This window comes from Acetanaerobacterium sp. MSJ-12, from assembly GCF_018917875.1.
Lineage (GTDB): Bacteria > Bacillota > Clostridia > Oscillospirales > Ruminococcaceae > Bittarella > Bittarella massiliensis.
Genome location: NZ_JAHLPK010000010.1, coordinates 50,487 through 69,584, shown reverse-complemented (window position 1 = coordinate 69,584; position 19,098 = coordinate 50,487). Strand labels below are relative to the sequence as shown.

General features: G+C 67.2%; 16 protein-coding genes. 8 read left to right on the top strand and 8 right to left on the bottom strand.

Features of this window, described 5'->3' with window-relative positions; all coding sequences use genetic code 11:
- Window positions 1-10 precede the first annotated feature (10 nt).
- On the top strand, window positions 11-2,128 hold the full coding sequence (locus KQI11_RS11205) for a diguanylate cyclase (RefSeq protein ID WP_216402180.1): 2,118 nt from the start codon (window positions 11-13) through the stop codon (window positions 2,126-2,128).
- 75 nt (window positions 2,129-2,203) lie between these two features.
- Here KQI11_RS11205 and KQI11_RS11200 read toward each other — a convergent pair whose 3' ends face one another.
- From KQI11_RS11200 to KQI11_RS11190, 3 genes are all read right to left on the bottom strand, one after another.
- Window positions 2,204-2,545: a DsrE family protein gene (locus tag KQI11_RS11200; RefSeq protein ID WP_216402179.1), complete on the bottom strand. Its 342-nt coding sequence runs from the start codon at window positions 2,543-2,545 to the stop codon at window positions 2,204-2,206.
- Window positions 2,546-2,736: 191 nt separating this feature from the next.
- Entirely contained in the window at window positions 2,737-3,477 is a 741-nt protein-coding gene (locus tag KQI11_RS11195; protein ID WP_216402178.1) for a MerR family transcriptional regulator, read from the bottom strand.
- A gap of 83 nt (window positions 3,478-3,560) precedes the next feature.
- Entirely contained in the window at window positions 3,561-5,813 is a 2,253-nt protein-coding gene (locus KQI11_RS11190; protein WP_216402177.1) for an ATP-binding cassette domain-containing protein, read from the bottom strand.
- 433 nt (window positions 5,814-6,246) lie between these two features.
- On the opposite strand from KQI11_RS11190, the gene KQI11_RS11185 reads away from it, so the two are divergent.
- The gene (locus KQI11_RS11185) at window positions 6,247-7,113 is read left to right on the top strand and encodes a DegV family protein (protein ID WP_216402176.1); all 867 of its coding nucleotides are present in this window, start codon (window positions 6,247-6,249) and stop codon (window positions 7,111-7,113) included.
- A gap of 466 nt (window positions 7,114-7,579) precedes the next feature.
- Here KQI11_RS11185 and KQI11_RS11180 read toward each other — a convergent pair whose 3' ends face one another.
- Entirely contained in the window at window positions 7,580-8,011 is a 432-nt protein-coding gene (locus KQI11_RS11180) for a TFIIB-type zinc ribbon-containing protein (protein ID WP_216402175.1), read from the bottom strand.
- A 220-nt stretch (window positions 8,012-8,231) separates the two neighbouring features.
- Between KQI11_RS11180 and KQI11_RS11175 the strand changes: the two genes are divergently transcribed.
- Window positions 8,232-10,268 (top strand): hypothetical protein, encoded by a 2,037-nt coding sequence (locus tag KQI11_RS11175; protein ID WP_216402174.1) that lies wholly within the window; start codon window positions 8,232-8,234, stop codon window positions 10,266-10,268.
- Between the two features lie 176 nt (window positions 10,269-10,444).
- Complete coding sequence (locus KQI11_RS11170; protein ID WP_216402173.1) at window positions 10,445-11,029, top strand: hypothetical protein; 585 nt, start codon at window positions 10,445-10,447, stop codon at window positions 11,027-11,029.
- A 72-nt stretch (window positions 11,030-11,101) separates the two neighbouring features.
- Here the strand turns inward: KQI11_RS11170 and cls are convergent, their stop codons facing one another.
- Together cls and KQI11_RS11160 are read right to left on the bottom strand one after the other, a co-directional pair.
- Complete coding sequence (gene cls / locus KQI11_RS11165) at window positions 11,102-12,640, bottom strand: cardiolipin synthase (protein WP_216402172.1); 1,539 nt, start codon at window positions 12,638-12,640, stop codon at window positions 11,102-11,104.
- 59 nt (window positions 12,641-12,699) lie between these two features.
- Entirely contained in the window at window positions 12,700-13,473 is a 774-nt protein-coding gene (locus tag KQI11_RS11160; RefSeq protein WP_216402171.1) for a sirohydrochlorin cobaltochelatase, read from the bottom strand.
- Window positions 13,474-13,631: 158 nt separating this feature from the next.
- Here KQI11_RS11160 and KQI11_RS11155 point away from each other — a divergent pair, with 158 nt between their 5' ends.
- From KQI11_RS11155 to KQI11_RS11140, 4 genes are all read left to right on the top strand, one after another.
- On the top strand, window positions 13,632-15,116 hold the full coding sequence (locus tag KQI11_RS11155) for an alpha-amylase (protein ID WP_353653975.1): 1,485 nt from the start codon (window positions 13,632-13,634) through the stop codon (window positions 15,114-15,116).
- Window positions 15,117-15,138: 22 nt separating this feature from the next.
- Complete coding sequence (locus tag KQI11_RS11150) at window positions 15,139-15,981, top strand: amidohydrolase family protein (protein WP_216402169.1); 843 nt, start codon at window positions 15,139-15,141, stop codon at window positions 15,979-15,981.
- A gap of 410 nt (window positions 15,982-16,391) precedes the next feature.
- Window positions 16,392-17,012 carry a potassium channel family protein gene (locus KQI11_RS11145; RefSeq protein ID WP_207721359.1) on the top strand — a complete coding sequence of 207 codons (621 nt, stop codon included), beginning with the start codon at window positions 16,392-16,394 and terminating at the stop codon, window positions 17,010-17,012.
- A gap of 22 nt (window positions 17,013-17,034) precedes the next feature.
- Window positions 17,035-17,691 (top strand): potassium channel family protein, encoded by a 657-nt coding sequence (locus KQI11_RS11140; RefSeq protein WP_185916676.1) that lies wholly within the window; start codon window positions 17,035-17,037, stop codon window positions 17,689-17,691.
- A 60-nt stretch (window positions 17,692-17,751) separates the two neighbouring features.
- On the opposite strand, the gene KQI11_RS11135 is transcribed toward KQI11_RS11140, so the two are convergent.
- Both KQI11_RS11135 and KQI11_RS11130 read right to left on the bottom strand, forming a co-directional pair.
- Window positions 17,752-18,501 carry a biotin--[acetyl-CoA-carboxylase] ligase gene (locus KQI11_RS11135; RefSeq protein ID WP_216402168.1) on the bottom strand — a complete coding sequence of 250 codons (750 nt, stop codon included), beginning with the start codon at window positions 18,499-18,501 and terminating at the stop codon, window positions 17,752-17,754.
- On the bottom strand, window positions 18,498-18,977 hold the full coding sequence (locus KQI11_RS11130; RefSeq protein ID WP_216402167.1) for a YfcE family phosphodiesterase: 480 nt from the start codon (window positions 18,975-18,977) through the stop codon (window positions 18,498-18,500). The genes KQI11_RS11135 and KQI11_RS11130 overlap by 4 nt, the downstream gene beginning before the upstream one ends.
- Window positions 18,978-19,098 lie beyond the last annotated feature (121 nt).

Below are 19,098 nucleotides of genomic sequence, written 5' to 3'. Positions count from 1 at the left end.
GGGACTGCCCGTGCAGACACCCTGCCGCGACACCCTTTTGATTGTCGATGATTCCGAGCTCAACCGCGCCATCCTGCGAGAGATCTTCTACCGGGAATACCGGATCGAGGAGGCGGAGAACGGCTGCCAGGCCCTGGAGGCCGTCGCCCGGCAGAAAGACCGGCTGGCTGCCCTGCTGCTGGATCTGGTGATGCCCGAGCTCGACGGCTTTGGGGTGTTGGAAGAGCTGGCCCGCCAGGGGCTGCTGGAGAGCATCCCCGTCTTCCTCATCACCACCGAAACCTCGGCCGACATCGCCCTGCAGGGGTACGAGAGCGGGGTGATGGACGTCATCAGCAAGCCCATCACTGACCCCTCCATCGTGCGCAAGCGGGTGGACAACGCGGTGGAGCTCTTTCGCGGGCGCAACCAGCTGGCCCAGCTGGTGGAGGAGCAGGTGCAGACCATCAAGGCCCAGTCGGAAAAACTGCGCACCACCAACGCCTCCATCATCGACATGCTCAGCTCGGTCATCGAGTTTCGCAGCGGCGAGTCGGGCCAACACGTGCGCCGGATCCGCCAGGCCACCCGGATGCTCTTGCAGCTGCTGGCCGCCGAGTCCCCTGGCTACCGCCTCACCGCAGAGGAGATCGAGATGGTGTCCAGCGCGGCCGCCATGCACGACATCGGCAAGATCCTCATCCCCGACTACATCCTCAACAAGCCCGGCCGCCTCACCGCTGACGAGTTCGAGGAGATGAAAAACCACACCGTCTACGGCTGCGAGATCCTCGAGAGGATCCCCTTCTTTCAGGAACAGGCGTTCTTTCGCTACTGCTACGACATCTGCCGCTACCACCACGAGCGGTGGGACGGACTGGGCTACCCCGACGGGCTGGCCGGCGGCGACATCCCCCTCTGGGCGCAGGTGGTCTCCCTGGTCGACGTCTACGACGCTTTGGTGAGCGAGCGGGTCTACAAAAAGCCCTACCCCCACCCGGTGGCGGTGTCCATGATCCGCAGCGGGGAGTGCGGCGCCTTCAACCCCTTGCTCCTGGGCCTCTTTCTGCGCTGTGCGGACGAATTGCACCAGGCCCTCTACCTGCAGGACGGGTCGGACGCCACCCCCTCCGCCCCGCCCATTGACCTGCGGCGGCCCGGCGGCTACCACCCGCCCGAGGCACAGCAGCTCAGCGACCGCACCCTGGCCCTGCTGGAGAGGGAGCGACAGAAGTACCACTGGCTTTCGGAGATGTCGGGGGAGATCCTCTTTGACTACGACCGGCAGAGCGATTCGGTGAAGTTCACTGAAAAGTACCAGGAGGTGTTTTCCGACAGCCTGCGCACCCTCCACGCCAGGGATCACCTGCGCCGGGCCGGGCAGATCTCTCCTGCGGACCTGCGGCGCATCGAGGGGGAACTGGCGGCCCTTACCCCGGAAAACGCCCTCTACCGCACCGAGGTGCAGCTGACCGTGCGGGGCGGGCGGCGGGTCTGGTTTGAACTCTACATGCGCTCCCTCTGGGAGGGGGAGAGCGGCCAGGTCTGCACCGGCTACATGGGCAAGCTCTCCAGCATCGACGAGCTCAAGCGGGAGTCGGCGCGCTGGCGGCAGCAGGCCATGCACGACTACCTGACCGGCCTCTACAACCGCCAGGCCCTAGAGGCCCGGGTGGCCGAGGCCATCTGCAGCCCGGCGGGGCAGCCCTTCTCCCTCCTCTTTGTGGATTTGGACAACTTCAAGGCGGTCAACGACACCAAGGGCCACCTGGCGGGGGATCGGCTGCTGCAGGAAATCGCCGACAAGCTGCCCCAAAAGCTGCGGGCCACCGACATGGTGGCCCGCATCGGCGGCGACGAATTCGCCGTCTTTCTGGAGGGGATGAACGGGGAGGACCTGCTGGCCAAAAAGGCGGGGGAAGTCTGCCGCTTCTTCTGCGAGGAGCTGGGCGAGCGGGAGCCCGGCATCTCTGCCAGCGTGGGCTGTGTGCGCTACCCCGCCGACGGGCAGAGCTATAAATCCCTGTTGCAGCGGGCCGACCGGGCCCTCTACACCGCCAAGAGTCGGGGCAAAAACCAGTTTGCCCTCTACACCGGCGAGATGTCGGGGGAGCCGTACCGCCCCTCCCTCCTCCCCCGCGAGGACTGAACCCCTTTTAAACAAAAAGAGAGCGCCCCGGCGACCAAATGCGGCCGTCGGGGCGCTCTTTGCCCAAAACCCCTGTCAGGGCTTGATGTAGGAGAAGCCCTCCTCCTGCCTTTGGGCGATCTCCACCACCCCGGCGGGGACCACCCGCACAAAGTCGGGCAGCTGCTGGGGGTCGATCTGGTTGGCCCGCAGGGCGTTTTGACAGGCGGCCACCACCGTTCCCCCCTGGGCCAGCTCCGCCAGGGTGGAGAGGTAGGGCGCGGCTGCCTCCACCAGCCCCTTCACCGCCGGGCCGTTGGCCACCAGCTCCATCTGGCAGGCGATCCCCTCCCGCCGGCAGTAGTCCTCCATATTCAGGGCGTTCCCCGCCGCCAGCTGCCAGGCTTCCACCTGGTCCACGTGATACAAGACCTTCATCTCGCACTCCACCCTTCTCGCCGCCCGCCCCGCTCTGGCCGGGGCAGGCGGTCTCTTTTTTCCATTATACCCCCGCCGCCAAGACACGGCCACAGCCCGCGCTGGTTTTTCGGCGCTTTTGGGGGCGGCAAAGAGGGGGGCGGCCCAGCCAAAACTGCCGGGCCGCCCCCCTCTCTTCTCTCAAAGGGCGGTCACTCCGCCCGCTCCACCGGGAAGAGGACGGCGCTCACCAGCTCTGCCGGGTCGGAGACCATCCCCTCGTCGCGGATGTAGCGCTCGACCGAGGGGCCGCAGACCCGCCACTCGGGGTGGGCGGCCAGATAGCTGCAGACCGCGTCATAGGCGGCGTGGATCCCCTCGTAGGGGCCGGTGTAGGTCGCCGCCACACAGCGCATGGCCGGCCGCAGCGACACCCCCTCGGCCTCACCGGAGACCTCCACCTGGGCCTCGGCGTCCATCTCGTCGGAGCGAAACTCCTCGCCGTGGAAGAGCAGCTGGGTGACGCCGCAGCGGCGCAGCCCCTTTTCTGCCGCCTGGCGGTAGAGGTCGGCAAAGAGCTGGTGCACCTCGCCGATGGCGATTTTGCGGCGCAGGCTCAGCACCCGCTGGGCCGGCGTCTCCATGACAATGACCTTGCTAACCGATTGGCTCATATTGGTTCCCTCCGCGTCGCGGATGCACGCCTCCATCAGGCGAAGGGAGTGCTGTAGCTCCCGCAGCTCGGCAAGGGCCTGGGCATACCGCGCCCGCACCCGGCCGGACAGATCCTGCGGGGACAGCCGCAGCAGGTCCCGCAGCTGGGCCGCCTCGTAGTAGCGGTAGCCGTTGTCCGCCCCCACCCGGGCGGGGCGGAGCAGCCCCAACTGGTCGTAGTGGCGCAGCATGCGGGCCGAGACCCGGGTCAGCCTGGAAAACTCGCCGATGGTGTACATGGCATCCTCCTGTCGATCGTCGTACTGGTTCGAACCGCGGAACCAGCATACACCTTGCCACAGTGGCAAGGTCAACCCCTTTTTTACAGGAGGGCCTCCCCCAGGCAGAGGCCGGTGGCGGTCTTCTCTTCTGCCAACTGGACGGGGGTGCCGGCAAAGACCAATTCGCCCCCCCGCCTGCCGCTGCCGGGGCCCAGTTCCAGCACCCAGTCGGCCTGGGCGACCACCTGCAGGTCGTGCTCGATGACCAGCACCGTGCTCCCCTGCCCGGTCAGCCGGCGGAAGATGGCCAGCAGCCGTTCCACCTCGGAGATGTGCAGCCCGGCGGTGGGCTCGTCGAAGAGGTAGAGGGGGCTTTTCTTGCGCAGCTGGGCGGCCAGCTTGAGGCGCTGGCACTCGCCGCCCGAGAGGGTGCTCACCGGCTGACCCAGGGAGAGGTAGCCCAGCCCCACCTCCTGCAGCAGCCGCAGGGAGCGGACCACCTTGGGCTCGGTGAAAAAGTCCAGCGCCTCCTCCACCGAGAGTTCCAGCACCTGGGCGATGTTCTTGCCCCGCAGGGTGTAGGCGAGCACCTCCTCCCCAAAGCGGCGGCCCTGGCAGGTCTTGCAGGTGGTGCGCACCGGCTCCAAAAAGGCCAGGTCGGTGTAGACGTAGCCCGCGCCCTTGCAGTCGGGGCAAGCGCCTTTGGAGTTGAAGGAAAAGCGGGCGGCGGGCACCCCATTTGCGGCGGCGAAGAGGGCGCGGATCTCGTCGAAGAGCTTGGTGTAGGTGGCGGGGGTGGAGCGGGGGGAGGCGCCGATCCCCCCCTGGTCGATGAGCACCGCCTCGGGGTACTGGCGGCAGAAGGCCCGCGCCAGGGTGCTCTTCCCCGAGCCCGCCGGGCCGCAGAGGGCGGTGACCGCCCCCTTGGGGAAGGCGGTGGAAAAGCCAGTCAGGTTGTTTTCCCGCCCCGCTTCCAGGGGCAGCCACTCCCCCAGCGGGCGGGGCCGTGCCAGCCGCAGGGGTTGGCGCAGGGCGCGGCCGGCGGCGCTCTCGCAGCCCACCAGGCCGGCCGGGGGGCCCTGGTAGACCACCTCGCCCCCCTGTTCCCCCGCCCCGGGGCCGATGTCCACCGCCCAGTCGGCCATGGCCATCACCTCGCGGCTGTGCTCCACCACCAGCACCGTGTTCCCCCGGTCGCGCAGCCCGGCAAAGAGACGGCCGAGAAAGGGCAGGTCCCGGGGGTGGAGGCCGATGCTGGGCTCGTCGAAGATGTAGAGCAGGTCGGAGAGGGTGCTGCCCAGGTGGCGCACCATCTTCACCCGCTGGCTCTCCCCGCCCGAGAGGGTCGCGGTCTCCCGCCCTAAGTTGAGGTAGCCCAGCCCCACGTCCTGCAGCTGCTGCAGCTTTTCGGCAATGGCGGCGGCGATAGGGGCCTCCACCTCGCCTTTGAGGGAGCGCACCAGGGGGAGGAGCTCGTCCACCTCCATCCGGCACCAGTCGGCCAGGTTGCGCCCGTCGATCTTGCAGGCGAGCACCCGCTGGCAGTAGCGGTCGCCGTGGCAGGTGGGACAGGGGCCGCTGTGAAGGAAGGGGGCGATCTGTTCCTTCACCCGCTGGGAGAGGTTTTCCTGCTTGCGGAGGATGAAGAGGCGGGTGATCTTCTCCACCAGTCCCTCGTAGTCAAAGACAAAGGGGCCCGACTTGGAGGGCAGTTCCACCTTGGCCCCCGGCTTGCCGTGGAGGAGGGTCTGCAGTTCCTCGGGGGTGTAGTCGCGCAGGGGCTTGTCGCAGTCGAAGAGGCCCGAGAGGACGTAGGTCTTCCAGTACCAGGAGCCGGCCGGGAAGACGGGAAAGAGGATTGCCCCCTCGTTGAGGGAGCGGTCGAAGTCCAGCAGCAATTCCTCCCGCAGGGCGGTCTTGACCCCCAGGCCGTTGCAGTCGGGGCAGGCCCCCTCAGGGTCGTTGAAGGAGAAGGAGCCCGCGCTCCCGGCGCGGGGGCGCCCCACCCGGGAGAAGAGGAGGCGCAGCAGGGGCTGTAAGTCGGTGGCGGTGCCCACGGTGGAGCGGGAACTGCCCCCCAACCGGCTCTGTCCCACCACGATCGCCGGGGAGAGGTGGGAGATGACCCCGGCCTTGGGCCGGGGGAACTTGGGCAGCCGGTTTTGCACGTAGGCCGAATAGGTCTCCCCCAACTGGCGCTGGGCCTCGGCCCCCAGGGTGTCAAACACCAGAGAGGACTTGCCCGACCCCGACACCCCGGTAAAAACGGTGATTGCCCGTTTGGGGATGTCCAGGCAGACCCCCTTCAGGTTGTGCTCCCGCAGATTTTCCAGGTGAATGTACTCCCGCTCCATTGTCCCCTTCCGCCTTTCTCCGCCCGGGCCGCCCCGATGGGCCCGCCCTGTTTTGCCTCTCAGGATACCAACTTTTCGCCCCCGGGGCAAGGGCAACCGTCCCCCTTTTCCCGCACCGCCCGGGACGGGCCGAGGGGCCGACTTTCACCGGGACGGCGCGCCGGGGAGGCCCTTCCCCCCACCCCAAGGGGAAGGGGGACCAATTCCACAGAAAAATAAAAAAATTTTAAGAATTGACTCGATTTTTCCCAAAATCCTGCTATGATATAGAATAATTATAACTGTGGGGCGCCCTTTCGCCCGGCCGATGGGAACCGGAAGAGGGAGAGCGGTCCCCGTCGGCCGCCCGGGCTGGACGGCCCTTTTTCCGCGCCCCCCTCAAAACGATTTTACACCGCGCTCCAGGGCGCGACGAAAGAAGGATGTGTCCCCTTTGAACCCCCAAAAAATTGCCATACTCACCGACACCTGCGCCGACATCCCCGCCGAACTGGCGGCCCAGCACCAAATCTTCACCCTCCCCCTGACCATCTCCTTTGGGGAGGAGCACTTTCGCGACGGGGTGGACATCACCCCCGCCCAGGTCTACCGGCGGATGGCGGAGGAGCTGCCCAAGACCTCTCTCCCCTCGGGCGAGACCATCCTCGGCCTCTTCGCCCAGATGCGGGAGCAGGGGTATGAAAAGGTGCTGGCCATCCTCTTCTCCAGCGGCCTCAGCGGCACCTACCAGGCCGTCAAGCTGATGGGCGAGGGGTTCCCCGGACTAGAAGTGGCGGCCTTTGACACCCGCAGCGGCAGTTTGGGCACCGGTCTCACTGTGTTAGAGGCGGCCCGCTTTGTGGAGGAGGGGCGCACCTGGAACGAGATCTGCGCCCTGATCCCCCGCCTCATCGCCAACACCACCGTCTTTTTCTGCGTGGACACCCTGGAGTACCTGCAAAAGGGCGGGCGCATCGGCAAGATCACCGCCATCGCCGGCACCATGCTGCAGATCAAGCCCATCATCTCCTTCACCCCGGCGGGGGAGCTCATCAGCGTGGCCAAGGTGCGGGGGCGGGCCCAGTCCATCGAGCAGGTGACCCAGTTGGCGGCCGACTGCTACCAGCCCGGGCGGCGCTGCAACATCGCCACCGCCCACGGGGACGCGCCCGAGGACGGGGCAAAGGCGGCCAAACTGTTGCGGCAGAAGGTGCCCGCCTACCAGCGCCACTTCGAGGGGATCGTGGACTGCACCCTGGGTTCCCACACCGGGCCCCACCTCATCGGCGCCGGCCTGCAACTGTTGGACGACGACATGTAACTGCCGAAAAACGGCAGAAAAGCGGCCCGGCCGTACAGGGCAAACACCGCGCCCGCTCGTGGGGCAGGGAGCGCCGGAAAACGGCGGCCGGATTTGGTCGATCCACCGCGCCGGAGAGAGGCAAACGGCGCTTGCAGGCAGCTGCGACAAAAGCCCCCCAGGCCCACCCCTTTCCCCCTGCAACGGCGGGAATGAGACGACATTTTCCCGAGGCCGGGGGAGGAGTGGGGCTTTGGCCGCTGGCAAACAAGCGGCGTGACAGCCCCTCGGAACCGAAAAAAGAGAGAGCGCCGGACAGACAGTCTGTCCGGCGCTCTCTCTTTAAATCTTTTGCACCCAAAATCCCCCGTTTCATCGGGGGCAGTGGGACGCCATGCGGCCACAAAATCCCGATGTCTCTCGAGAGGTTACGTCTGTGTGATGTCCTGGGCCAGTACGGCCACCCATTTCCGTGGCAGTTTTGCTTTCAGCTCTTTTTGACGAAGTCCCTGCCGCAGCGAGAGCAGTGGATCCGGATCTTTCCCCGCCCGCGGGGGACCCGCAATTTCTGCCCGCAGCCAGGGCATTTGAAGATGCGGTAGGCGCGGCGGGCCTCCTTCTCGGCGCGGCGCTGGGGCGCCTCGGCGGCATGGAGGGCCGCCTTCCTGGCCGCCGGGGAAAACCAGCCGAGAAACCACTGGTTTTCCCGCTCTCTGGCCCCGGTGTTTTTGGAGAGCATCCGCCAGAAGGCAAGCAGCCAGAGCGCCCAGCAGATCCAGAGGACCCAGCGCTGCCCCAACAGCTGCCCCACAAAGGAGAGCAGGGCCCCCACCGCCACCAGAAAGAGAGAGAGCCCATCCGCCCCCCGCCGCCCAGCCATAAACTGGCGGATCCGCCCCCAAAGGCCGCCCATCGGCATTTCCGTCTCCCCCTTCTCACGCCGGTCCAGCGGACCGGCCGACTGATTTTTTAGTATAGGGGATAATTTTGACCTGCCTGCGAAAAATTTGTGACCAAATTGTGTTCCCTTCTCTCCGGGCCGACCGCCGGGGCCGCACCGTTCTCCCCCGTCTCACATACTGTGAACCATCGGGCCGCCCGGCCTGCGGGCAGGAGCGGCGGAAAGGCGTGATGAAACGATGAAAATAAGACTGCGCGCCCTGGCTGTCTTGGCGGCGGCAGGTCTCTGTCTCGGCGCAGGGGGAACCGCCCTGGCTGCAGAGGGACCCCTGCCGGCGACAGCGCGAGCGGTGGGCACTTTTGAGGAGCTGAAGGCCGCCCTGGCGGCCCCCGGCAGCGACGACATCGTGCTGACAGGGACCATTCAGGTGACCGAGCTGTTGCCAGTAAATGGGGAGAAGACCCTTTCGGCCCAGGGGGGCGGGCTGACCCGGGCCGCCGGGGCCACCAGTGGACTGCTGGCGGTGCAGCCGGGGGCCTCCCTCACCCTGGAAAACTTGCAAATTGACGGCAATCGGGCCGCCGGGGCGGCAAGCGCTGCCCTGGTACAGGTCGGCGCCCCTGCCACCTTGACCTTGGCCAGCGGCTGCACCCTGCAAAACAGCTTAGTGCAGGGCGCCGGAACCACCGGCGGCGGGGTATTTGCCACCGGGACCGGCGCCACCGTCGCGGTGCAGGAGGGGGCGTTGGTGCAAAACTGCAGCTGCACCGGCCGGGGCGGGGGCGGCCTTGCCCTGACCCAGGGCGCCCAGCTGAACATGAGCGGGGGCAGCGTCTCCCAGAACAGCGCCGCCAACTACGGGGGCGGGGTCTACCTGCTGGACGCGGGCTTCTCCATGAGCGGGGGCGAATTGACCGGCAACAGCGCTGCCAGCGGGGGCGGCGTTGCCCTCTTTGGCAGCGCCGTCGACCCCGCCGCCGGCAGGGCCCAGCTCTCCCTGCTCGGCAGCGCCCGCATTGCGGGCAACAGCGCCGCCACCACCGGCGGAACTGAGGTGGGCTACGGCGGAGGCGTCTACCAGGCCGGGGGAAACCTGGTCATCGACTCCCCCGAGGCGGTGGTGGAGGAGAATGCCGCCGCCAAAGAGGGGGGCGGCCTCTACCTGACTTACTATTCCACCTCCCCCTATCCCGAGGGGATCCTCTCCCTCAAACAGGGGACGGTGCAGAGAAACACCGCCCTCTACTGGGGCGGCGGCATCTCCAGCCGGGAGGGGCTGCTGCGGATGAGCGGCGGCCTGGTCGCTGAAAACCGGGTGCTGACCACCGAGGAGACCACCGCTTCCGGCACCTTCTACGGGGGCGGCGGCATCTCGGCCGAGACCGCCACCGGCTTTGGCGGGGTGGGCCAGGTGGAGCTCACCGGCGGCACCATCCGCCAAAACAGCGCCGAAAACTGCTACGGCGGGGGGCTTTTCTGCTGGGGCAGCAACGACACCGACACCCCGCCCCTGCTGGCGGGGACCGACATCCTGCAAAACAGCGCCAAGTACGGCGGGGGGATCGCCAACGCCGGGCGCGCCTCCTCCCAAAATGACACCGTCCTGCGGATGACAGGGGGCCGGGTGGAGGAGAACACCGCCACCATCGACGGGGGCGGCGTCTACAACGCCGAAATGCCCTATTTCACCCGCCCCACCGCCGACAAGGTGCAGGTGCAGTTCCTCTTTGAGGGGGGCTCCATCCGCCAAAACAGCGCCGGTGGGCTGGGGGGCGGGGTCTACAACGCCCGGGGGCGCACCCCTGCCAACCCCAATGACCGCCAGACCTCGGTGGGGCGGATGGCCTTCATCATGTCCGACGCGGCCCTGCTCTACGACAACACGGCGGGCACCGGCGGGGATGACGCCTGGAACGACAACGGGGTGATGGTGCTGCGCAGGAGCTACGGCCCCAACAGCCAGGGACAGCCCTTTGCCGGTTGGTTTACCGACTACCCCGACCACCGCTACACTGTGGGGGACACCGCCCTGGCGCCCGACAGCTCTCTCCTTAACCGCACCGGGGAGGAGCTCTCCTCCCTCACCGGCGGATTTGCCGAGGACAGCGCGGTGGAGCCCTACGGCCTCAAGGCGGTCTGGGATGCCACCGTTCCCCCGGGGCCGGGCATCGACAGCATCTGGCTGATCCTCGGCGGGCTGATCCTCCTCTTCACCCTGCTCGCCGCCCTGCTGTGCTGCCGCCGGCCGCAGCGCGATTGCGGCTGCCGAAAATAGAGCGCTCTTCTCCCCTCTCCCTTGACTTGGAGCGCACTCCAGGCGCTGTGGTGAAAGCGGCGGCAACACAAGCTGCCGAAAGGGAGGAGACGCCATGTCTCATAGGGAATGTTTCGACCCCTTTTCGCTGGGGAGCGCGACCCGGAATTCACCGCCCTCTTTGCAGACTTTGCCTTTTGCGAGGTGGCTCGCCCGGCGGCCAGCACCGCCACCCGGATGCCGGCGGTGCTGGCCGCCCTTTTGGGCTGCGAGGGTGCGACTGCCTTGCCGTCCCCGCCCCCGACGCTCTGGCCGCCGGGCTCACCCCGGTACCGCTGAAGGAGGTCGCCTGCCAGGCCACGGCCTATTTGGGATTGGGCGGCCCCTCTCTGTGCGCCCACAATAAGGCGCTCTTCAAAGAGGGGGTCCCCCTCCCCCTGCCCGGCCAGTCCACCACCGCGGCCGAAACCCGGCGGGAGGCCGGGACCCAGGCCCAGGTGGACATCTTCGGCGAGGGGATGGCCGACTTCTGGCGCTCGGGGCCGGAGGAGAGCCGCCACATCGACCGCTGGCTGGCGGCCAACTGCTTTGGCGACTACTGCACCCGAACAGGGTCCGATCTGCGCCAGCGGGAGCTGATCGCCTTCTGCTTCTTGGCGGCTGGGGACCGGCCAGCGCGCCCTGATCGCCACCCCGTCGACAGCCCGCCCTGCCCTATATCGGCTACCCCGCAGCCTGAACGCCCTGCGCTGCATACAGGAGGCGGCGGATCCCAAAAATAGCTGCCCGACAAAGGGAGAAGGCCGGACGACCCGCGGGTCGTCCGGCCTTCCTTTTGCCTTTGGGCCATTCTGTCACATCAGCGGGGCAAAGGCCCGCAGACAGGCCCGCCCCAGCTTTTTGGGCCAGGGCACGTTGCGGCAGTCGTCCAGGGTGATCTCCTGGCACTCCAGCAGGGTGCGGAGGAACTCCTCCTTGATTTGAAGGACGCTGCGGGTGCGGTAGAGCCAGGCCGCGCACTCAAAGTGGAGATAGAGGCTGCGGTAGTCCATGTTGATGGTCCCCACCACCCCATACTCGTCGTCCACCGAAAAGGTCTTGGAGTGGATGAAGCCCGGGGTGTACTCGTAGATGCGGACCCCGCACTCCACCAGCGACTCGTAGTAGGCCCTGGTGACAGCGTGGACATACCACTTGTCGGCGATGTGGGGGGTGATGATCCGCACGTCCACCCCGCTCTTGGCGGCAATGCAGAGGGCGGTGACCATCTCGTTGTCGATGATGAGGTAGGGGGTGGTGATGTAGACGTAGCGCCTTGCCTTGTTGATGAGGTTTAGATAGACCGTCTCCCCCACCGCCTCGTCGTCCAGGGGGCTGTCGCAGAAGGTCTGCACATAGCCGTCCCCGGCGGACACCGGGCCGCCCTGCCCAGCTTCGTAGAGGTAGGGGGCAAAGTCCTCGGTCTCGCCCCGGGTGAAGGCCCAGACGGTGAGGAACATCACCGTCAGGTTGTCCACCGCCGGGCCCCGCAGGAGGATGGCCGAGTCCTTCCAGCGGCCGTGCTTCTCGTAGGCGTTGATGTACTCGTCGGCCAGGTTGATGCCGCCGGTGAAGCCGGTGTGGCCGTCGACGACGCAGATCTTGCGGTGGTCGCGGTTGTTGAAGCGGCTGCTGAGCACCGGCACGAAGGGGTTGAAGACACAGCTCTTGATGCCCAGCTGTTCCAGCTGGCGGTCGTAGCGGTAGGGCAGGGTCATGATGCTGCCAAGGTCGTCGTACATCACCCGCACATCCACCCCCTGGGCGGCCTTGCGGACCAAAATCTCGAGGATGCTGTCCCACATCACCCCCGGCTCGATGATGAAGTACTCCAAAAAGATGAAGCGCTCGGCCCGCTCCAACTCGGCCTTCATCCGCTCGAACTTGCTCTCGCCCGAGGGGAGGAACTCGCTGAAACTGTCCTTGGTGAGAGGGGCATAGGCCCACTTTTCAATGTATCTGGCCTGATTGGCCGCCTCGGGGCTCTCCTCCTCCAGCTGGCGCAGCACCGGGTTTTCGGCGGGGAGGAGCTGGTGCACCTCTTCCCGCAGGGGGGCCATCTTCTTTCTCTCCCGGCGGGAGAGGTGGTTTTGCCCGAACATCAGGTAGAAGAGCCCGCCGAAGATGGGAAAGAGGAGGATGGGGATGAGCCAGGCGATCTTGTAGCCGGGGTTGCTGCGGCCGTTGATGATGCCCAGCACCACCACCAAGCTCAGCAGGAAACAGACGGCGTAAAAATAGACAAAGTACCGCTCAAACCGGACCAACATCACCACCAGCAGCGCCAGCTGCAGGAGGATGGCCGCTCCCACCAGCACCACCCGGTGAAAGAGCATCCGCACCATTTTCTTCATCTCTCAAAACCCCTTTTCACGGCATATGAAATCAGCATACCACCCGCTGGCGACCCCTGTCAAACCGAGTCGAGCCCGGTGGCGGCCAGGGCTTCTGCCAGGTGGCGGCAGTAGAGGGCGCGCAGGGCGGGCAGCTCGGCCAGCCCCTGGTGCAGGGGGCGGACGGCCAGCCCCATCCCCCGCAGGCGGGAGAGCCAGCTGTCGGGGCCCGGGCCGGCCATCTCCCGCCGGGCGTGGCCGCCGGCACAGACCAGCAGGGGGGCCAGGGCGCAGCGGCGATACCCCGCCCGCAGCAGCTGTCGCCCCGCCGCCTCGGGGCCGCCGTTCACCATGGCGCCCAGCGCCACCCGCTGGGGCAGGGCCGCCGCCAGGGGCCGGTAGGGGCCCATCCCCGCCGCGCGGCTGCCGTGGGCCATCAGCACCAGGCCCTCGCCCTCCTCCAACAAAATCCCCTCGAGCAGGGCCCGGGCCACCTGGATACAGTCCTCCCCGCTGGAGAGGAGGGGGCGGGCTACCGCCAGGGCCGACAGCCGGGGGGCCAAGGCGGACAACTGGGCAGCGAGGCCGTCGTACTCCCCCCCGGCGGCCAGGTGGGTGGGGAGGACAGCCAGCGCCCCCCCTGCCGCCGCCAACTCCGCGAGGGCGGCGGGGAGGTGGGGTGTGGGGTGTCCCTGCTCGGTGAGGGCCGCCGCCAAGCGGCTGCTGGCAAAGGCCCGCCGCACCGACCAGCCGGGGAAGGCGTCGGCCAGCTCCCCTTCCAGCGCGCCGGCGGCGGGGGCGTAATCCGCCCAGCGGGCAGTGCCGAACCCGGCCAGCAAAATGGTCTTTTTCACCTGTGCCCCTCCCCTCTCTCAACCGATCGCTGCCTCTAGTGTACGGGCGGGCGGCCCGGTTGTCAACGGGCGGGCGGTTGCCTTTTGCGGGGAATGGGGGTATGATATCTTCATTGTTTCCCGGGGCGCGCGCCCCGGCAAGAGAGGAAGGTTGCCCTGTGAAAAACCCCACTGCCATGCAGTATTTTGAGTGGTATCTCCCCGCCGACGGCCGCCTTTGGCGGCAGGCCGAGGCCGAGGCCGCCCGGCTGGCGGCCGACGGGATCACCGCCCTCTGGCTCCCCCCTGCCTACAAGGGGGCCGCCGGCAGGGAGGATGTGGGCTACGGCGTCTACGACCTCTACGACCTGGGGGAGTTTGCACAGCGGGGGACGGTGGCCACCAAGTACGGCACCAAGGCCGAGTACCTGGCGGCGATCCAGGCCCTGCAGCGGGAGGGGATCGCCGTCTGGGCCGACGCGGTGCTGGACCACCGCATGGGCGCCGACGGCACCGAACAGGTGTCCGCCACCCCCTACGACTGGGTGGACCGCTACCGCCAGACCGGCCCGGCCCGCACCATCTCGGCCTGGACCTCCTTCACCTTCCCCGGCCGGGGCGGGCGCTATTCCGACTTCTGCTGGAACTGGGAGCACTTTGACGGCATCGACTGGGACGACGCCACCGGCGAAAAGGCCATCTTCAAGTTTCAGGGCAAGGAGTGGGACAGCGAGGTCGACTCGGAAAACGGCAACTACGACTACCTGATGGGGGCCGACGTCGACCTGGGCAACCCCCAGGTGGTGGAGGAGTTGACCCGCTGGGGGCTGTGGTACCTAAGCGAGACCGGGGTGGACGGCTTTCGCATCGACGCGGCCAAGCACATCCGCTTCACCTTTTTCCGCGACTGGCTGCACGCCCTGCGCCGCCTCACCGGCAAGCCGGTCTTTGCCGTGGGGGAGTACTGGAACCAGAGCGCCGACGCCCTCTGCCACTACATCGGGGTCACCGGCGGCTCCCTCTCCCTCTTTGACGTGCCGCTGCACCAACAGTTCTGCCAGGCCTCCCACAGCGGGGGGAATTTCGACATGGGCTCCCTGGGGCAAAACGCCCTGGTGCAGCGGGCGCCCCAGCTGGCGGTCACCTTTGTGGACAACCACGACACCCAGCCCGGCCAGGCGCTGGAATCCTGGGTGGAGGGGTGGTTCAAACCCCTGGCCTACGCCTACATCCTCCTGCGCAGCGAGGGGCTGCCCTGCGTCTTTTACGGCGACTACTACGGCATCCCCCACGACGGGATCGCCCCCATGGGCCAGCCTCTCTCCGCCCTCCTCTGGGCCCGGCAGACCTGCGCCTGGGGCCCCCAGATCGACGCCTTTGACGACCGGGACGTGGTGGGGTGGAGCCGCCAGGGCGACCCCTCTCACCCCGGCTCCGGCCTCTGCGCGGTCCTGACCGACGGCCCCGGCGGGCAAAAGCGGCTCTTTGCCGGGCCACACCTGGCGGGCAAGACCCTGGTGGACTGCCTGGGCGGCCGGGGGGAGGAGATCGCCGTGGGGGCTGACGGCTGGGTCACCCTGCCGGTCGGCGGCGGCTCCTGCTCGGTCTGGGTGCAAAAGGAGACCTGGCTGGCCCGACCCCAGATCCCCGGCGCCCAGCGCTGAGCAACCAAAGGAGGTTTTTTCTGTGCCCCAGTACATCATCGACGCCCACACCCACATCTTCCCCCGAAAGATCGCCGCCAAGGCGGCCTCTTCCATCGGGGAGTTTTACAGTCTGGACATGCAGTTTGACGGGATGACCCACGAGCTGTTGGAGGAGGGAGATCGCTGCGGTGTGGCCCTCTTTCTGGTCTGCTCGGTGGCCACCAAGGCCGAGCAGGTGTCCTCCATCAACGACTTTGTCGCCTCCAAGGTAAACTTGCACCCCGACCGACTCATCGGCCTAGGGGCCCTGCACCCGGAGATGAAGGACCCCTATGCCGAAATCGAGCGGATCATCGCCTTGGGGCTGCGGGGGATCAAGCTCCACTCGGACTTTCAGTGCTTTGACATCGACGACGAGCGGATGATGCCGGTCTACCGGCGGCTGGCCGAACGGGGACTGCCCGTCCTCTTTCACACCGGGGACGCCCGCTACGACTACTCCCGTCCGGAGAAGTTGGCCCGGGTGGCGCGGGCGGTGCCCGAGCTCACCTGCATCGGCGCCCACTTCGGCGGCTACCAGCGCTGGGAGGAGGCGGCCCAGGCCCTCTGCCTGCCCAACGTCTACGTGGACTGTTCCAGCAGCCTCTTCGCCCTCGGGCGGAAGGAGGCCCGGGCCCTCATCGACCGCTTTGGCCCCGACAAGGTCTTTTTCGGCACCGATTTTCCCATGTGGGACTGCGCCGCCGAGCTCGAGCGCCTCTACGCCCTGCGGCTGCCCCAGGAGACACTGGACAAGATTTTCTGGCAGAACTTCTGCCGCCTCTTCTCGGTGCCGGTCTCCCAGCTGGAAGACTACTACCGCGCCCATCCCCAGCCCCGCTAGGGCCTGTCCCCCCGGCGGGCAAAAGGACGGCGGCCCCGCCGTGCCGCCCGGTCTGCCGCTCTACCGGGGCCGCTTGCCCCGGCCGCGCTCCTTGCTGCCGCAAAAGAGCGCACAGCAGACAAACCCCACCAAAAAACCGCCCCAGGCGCAGAGCACCCCGATCCAAATCGCCATTTTTCCCTTCCCCCCTTCGGCGGGCCGCGGACGGCCCTCTGACTCAGTATATGTGGAGAGAGGAGAAGTGTCCCCGCATTTTGCGCATCTTGGGCAAAAGAAGCCGCCCCCCAGGGGAGAAATTGCCCCTTTTCGGGAAAAAAGCCCGCTTTCCTTCCCCTGGGGGCTGTGCTATAATTGGGATACTTGCAGACAAGGCAGGGACTGCGCAATATGAGAAAGAGGGTCTTTGAGCGATGAATATCGTAGTGGTCGGCTGTGGCAAGGTCGGTTCGAGCCTGGCCAGAAAGCTGCAGCGCGACGGGCACGACGTGGCCGTTGTGGACGAGGTGGAGGAGCGCTTCGAGCGCCTGGGAGACAGCTTTGACGGCATCACCGTGGCCGGGGTGCCCTTTGATGAGGAGGTCCTCAAGGCCGCCGGCATCGAGGGGTGCGACGCCCTGGCCGCCGTCACCCAGGACGACAACATCAACATCATGGTGGGCCAGGTGGCGAGGGAGCTCTTTTCGGTGCCCACCGTCATCACCCGCATCTACGACCCCGCCCGCAAGGACGTGTTCGTCCACTTCGGGCTGCACACCGTCTGCCCCACCAACCTGACGGTGGACGCCATCACCCAGTCGCTGACCACCGGCTCGGCGCGGCAGTACGCCACCTTTGGCTCCACCACCCTCTCCTATGTCTACCTGCCGGTGGAACCCGGCCAGGTGGGCCGGCAGACCGACTGCCTGTCGCTGGAGGCGGGGCTGCAGCTGCTGGGGGTTTTGCACAGCGACACCACCATGGAACTGTGCTGCCGCAACCCCATCGCCCTGCGCCCGGGGGACACCCTGATCGCCGTAAAAATCGTCGACTGAATGTGAGAGAAGAGGGAACAAGATGAACGTCGTTATCGTTGGCGGGGGGAAAATCGGCCTCTATCTCGCCGAAACACTGCTCAATCACGGCCACCGGCCCCATGTGGTAGAAATCGACAAGCGCACCTGCGCCCACCTGGCCGACGCCCTGGACATCCCCGTCATCTGCGGGGACGGAACCACCATCGAGGCGCTGGAGAGCGCTGACGTGGGGACGGCCGACGCCCTCATCAGCGTCTCCGGGCGGGACGAGGACAACCTCATCTCCTGCCAGCTGGCGAAGATGAAGTTCGGGGTCAAGAAGACGGTCGCCCGGGTCAACAACCCCCGCAACCTGCGGGTGATGAAAAAATTGGGGGTGGACGTGCCGGTCTGCACCACCAACAACATCGTGCGGGTCATCGAGCACGAGGCGGACAACGCCCAGATCAAGCTGCTCATGAGCCTCAACGCCGGGGCGGCCTCCCTCAACGAGATCGTCATCCCCGACCACTTCCCCAAGGCCGGGCAGACCCTGGCCGAGATCGGCCTGAGCAAGGACGTGGTGGTGGTCACCATCACCCGGGGGGAGGAGATGCTCATCCCCCGCGGCGAGACCACCCTGGAGAGCGGCGACAAGGTGATGGTCATCGCCAAAAACCACTCCCTTCACGACATCAACGAGCTCTTCGGCAGATGAGCTAAAAATGAAAAAGAGAGGGCGGAGCGGCCGCAAAAGCCGCTCCCCCCTCTCTCTTTTTTACCGGTAGCCGTAGAGCCCCCGCACCGAGGCCTCGCCGCTGCAGACCGACACGACCTGCCCGTCGATCTCCACCAGGAGCGAGCCGTCCTCCCCCACGTCCACCGCCCGGCCCACCGCCTCGCGCCCCTCCCAGAGGACCCGCACGGTGCGCTCCAGGGTGGCGCTGCGGGCCCGGTAGGCGGGGAGGAGGGAGGGGAGCCCCTGGGCGAGAAACTGCTCGACGCGCCGGTCGCAGTGGGCCAACACCTGCACGGCCAGCTCCCGGGGGGCGAGGCGGACGCCGCACTCGCTCAAGAGGGAGCCCCCGTGGGGCAGCTGCCGGCGGGCAAAGTCCTCCGCCGTCTGGGTCAGGTTGACCCCGATGCCGCAGACGGCTGCCGTCTCCTCCCCCACGACCCCCTCGCAGAGGATGCCGCAGACCTTCTTTCCCCCCACCACCAGGTCGTTGGGCCACTTGATCTCCGCCCGGCAGCCGGCGGCCTCCTCCAGCGCCTCGGACACCGCCAGGCCGACGCAGAGGGGCAGGGCCGCCACCTGCCGCAGCTCGATGCCCTTGAGGACAAAGGAGAGGGCCATCCCGCTGTCGGCGGTGTCGGCCCAGCTCTTGCCGCGGCGGCCCCGGCCCGCCGTCTGCCGCAGCGCCAGCACCGCCGCCCCGTCGGGCAGGTCGGCCAGGTGGGCCTTGCAGTGGGTGTTGGTGGAGCCCAGCTCGGCAAAGACCCGGGGGGCCCGCTCCAGCCGGCTCACCCGCGCACCTCCGCCACGCTGAAGAGGACCCCGCTCACCCGCACATCCAGCACCCCGTAGGTGGGCGGCCCCTCCTTCGGGTGGGCGATGCTGCCGGGGTTGAGGAGATAGATCCCCTCCCTGTACTCCTGGCAGGGGGTGTGGCTGTGGCCGAAGAGGACCACGTCCGCCCCCAGCTGCCGGGCCTTGTCCCAGAGGTGGTCGGTGCTGAACTTGGCCCCGTAGTGGTGCCCGTGGGTAAAAAAGAGGGTGTGTCCCTCCACCTGTCGGGTCTGTTCCGCCGGCTCCTCGCTGCCGAAATCGCAGTTGCCCCGCACCGCCCAGAACTGCAGCTGTGGGTGGTTTTGCCGCAGGGTCTGCAAGGTGCCCTCGCTGTCCCCCAGGTGGATGTAGACGGCGCACTCGGGGTGGCTGCGGATGACCCGCTCCATTCCGCCGAGCTTGCCGTGGTTGTCCGAAAAGACGATGAACTTCAAACCCCTGCCCCCCATCTGCCGGGCGGCGCCCGGCACACTCTTTCTGACCCCTACTCTAACACAAAAACGCCCCGGTGAAAAGGGAGGCTTCCTTTCACCGGGGCGCGTTCGCTCTGCCCTG

What these genes read in the sequence shown, in the direction of transcription:
- KQI11_RS11200 (WP_216402179.1), bottom strand. Translation starts at nt 2,545, where the DNA reads ATGAAGGTCTTGTATCACGTGGACCAGGTGGAAGCCTGGCAGCTGGCG.
- KQI11_RS11195 (WP_216402178.1), bottom strand. Translation starts at nt 3,477, where the DNA reads ATGTACACCATCGGCGAGTTTTCCAGGCTGACCCGGGTCTCGGCCCGC.
- KQI11_RS11190 (WP_216402177.1), bottom strand. Translation starts at nt 5,813, where the DNA reads ATGGAGCGGGAGTACATTCACCTGGAAAATCTGCGGGAGCACAACCTG.
- KQI11_RS11180 (WP_216402175.1), bottom strand. Translation starts at nt 8,011, where the DNA reads ATGCCGATGGGCGGCCTTTGGGGGCGGATCCGCCAGTTTATGGCTGGG.
- KQI11_RS11175 (WP_216402174.1), top strand. Translation starts at nt 8,232, where the DNA reads ATGAAAATAAGACTGCGCGCCCTGGCTGTCTTGGCGGCGGCAGGTCTC.
- cls (WP_216402172.1), bottom strand. Translation starts at nt 12,640, where the DNA reads ATGAAGAAAATGGTGCGGATGCTCTTTCACCGGGTGGTGCTGGTGGGA.
- KQI11_RS11145 (WP_207721359.1), top strand. Translation starts at nt 16,392, where the DNA reads ATGAATATCGTAGTGGTCGGCTGTGGCAAGGTCGGTTCGAGCCTGGCC.
- KQI11_RS11140 (WP_185916676.1), top strand. Translation starts at nt 17,035, where the DNA reads ATGAACGTCGTTATCGTTGGCGGGGGGAAAATCGGCCTCTATCTCGCC.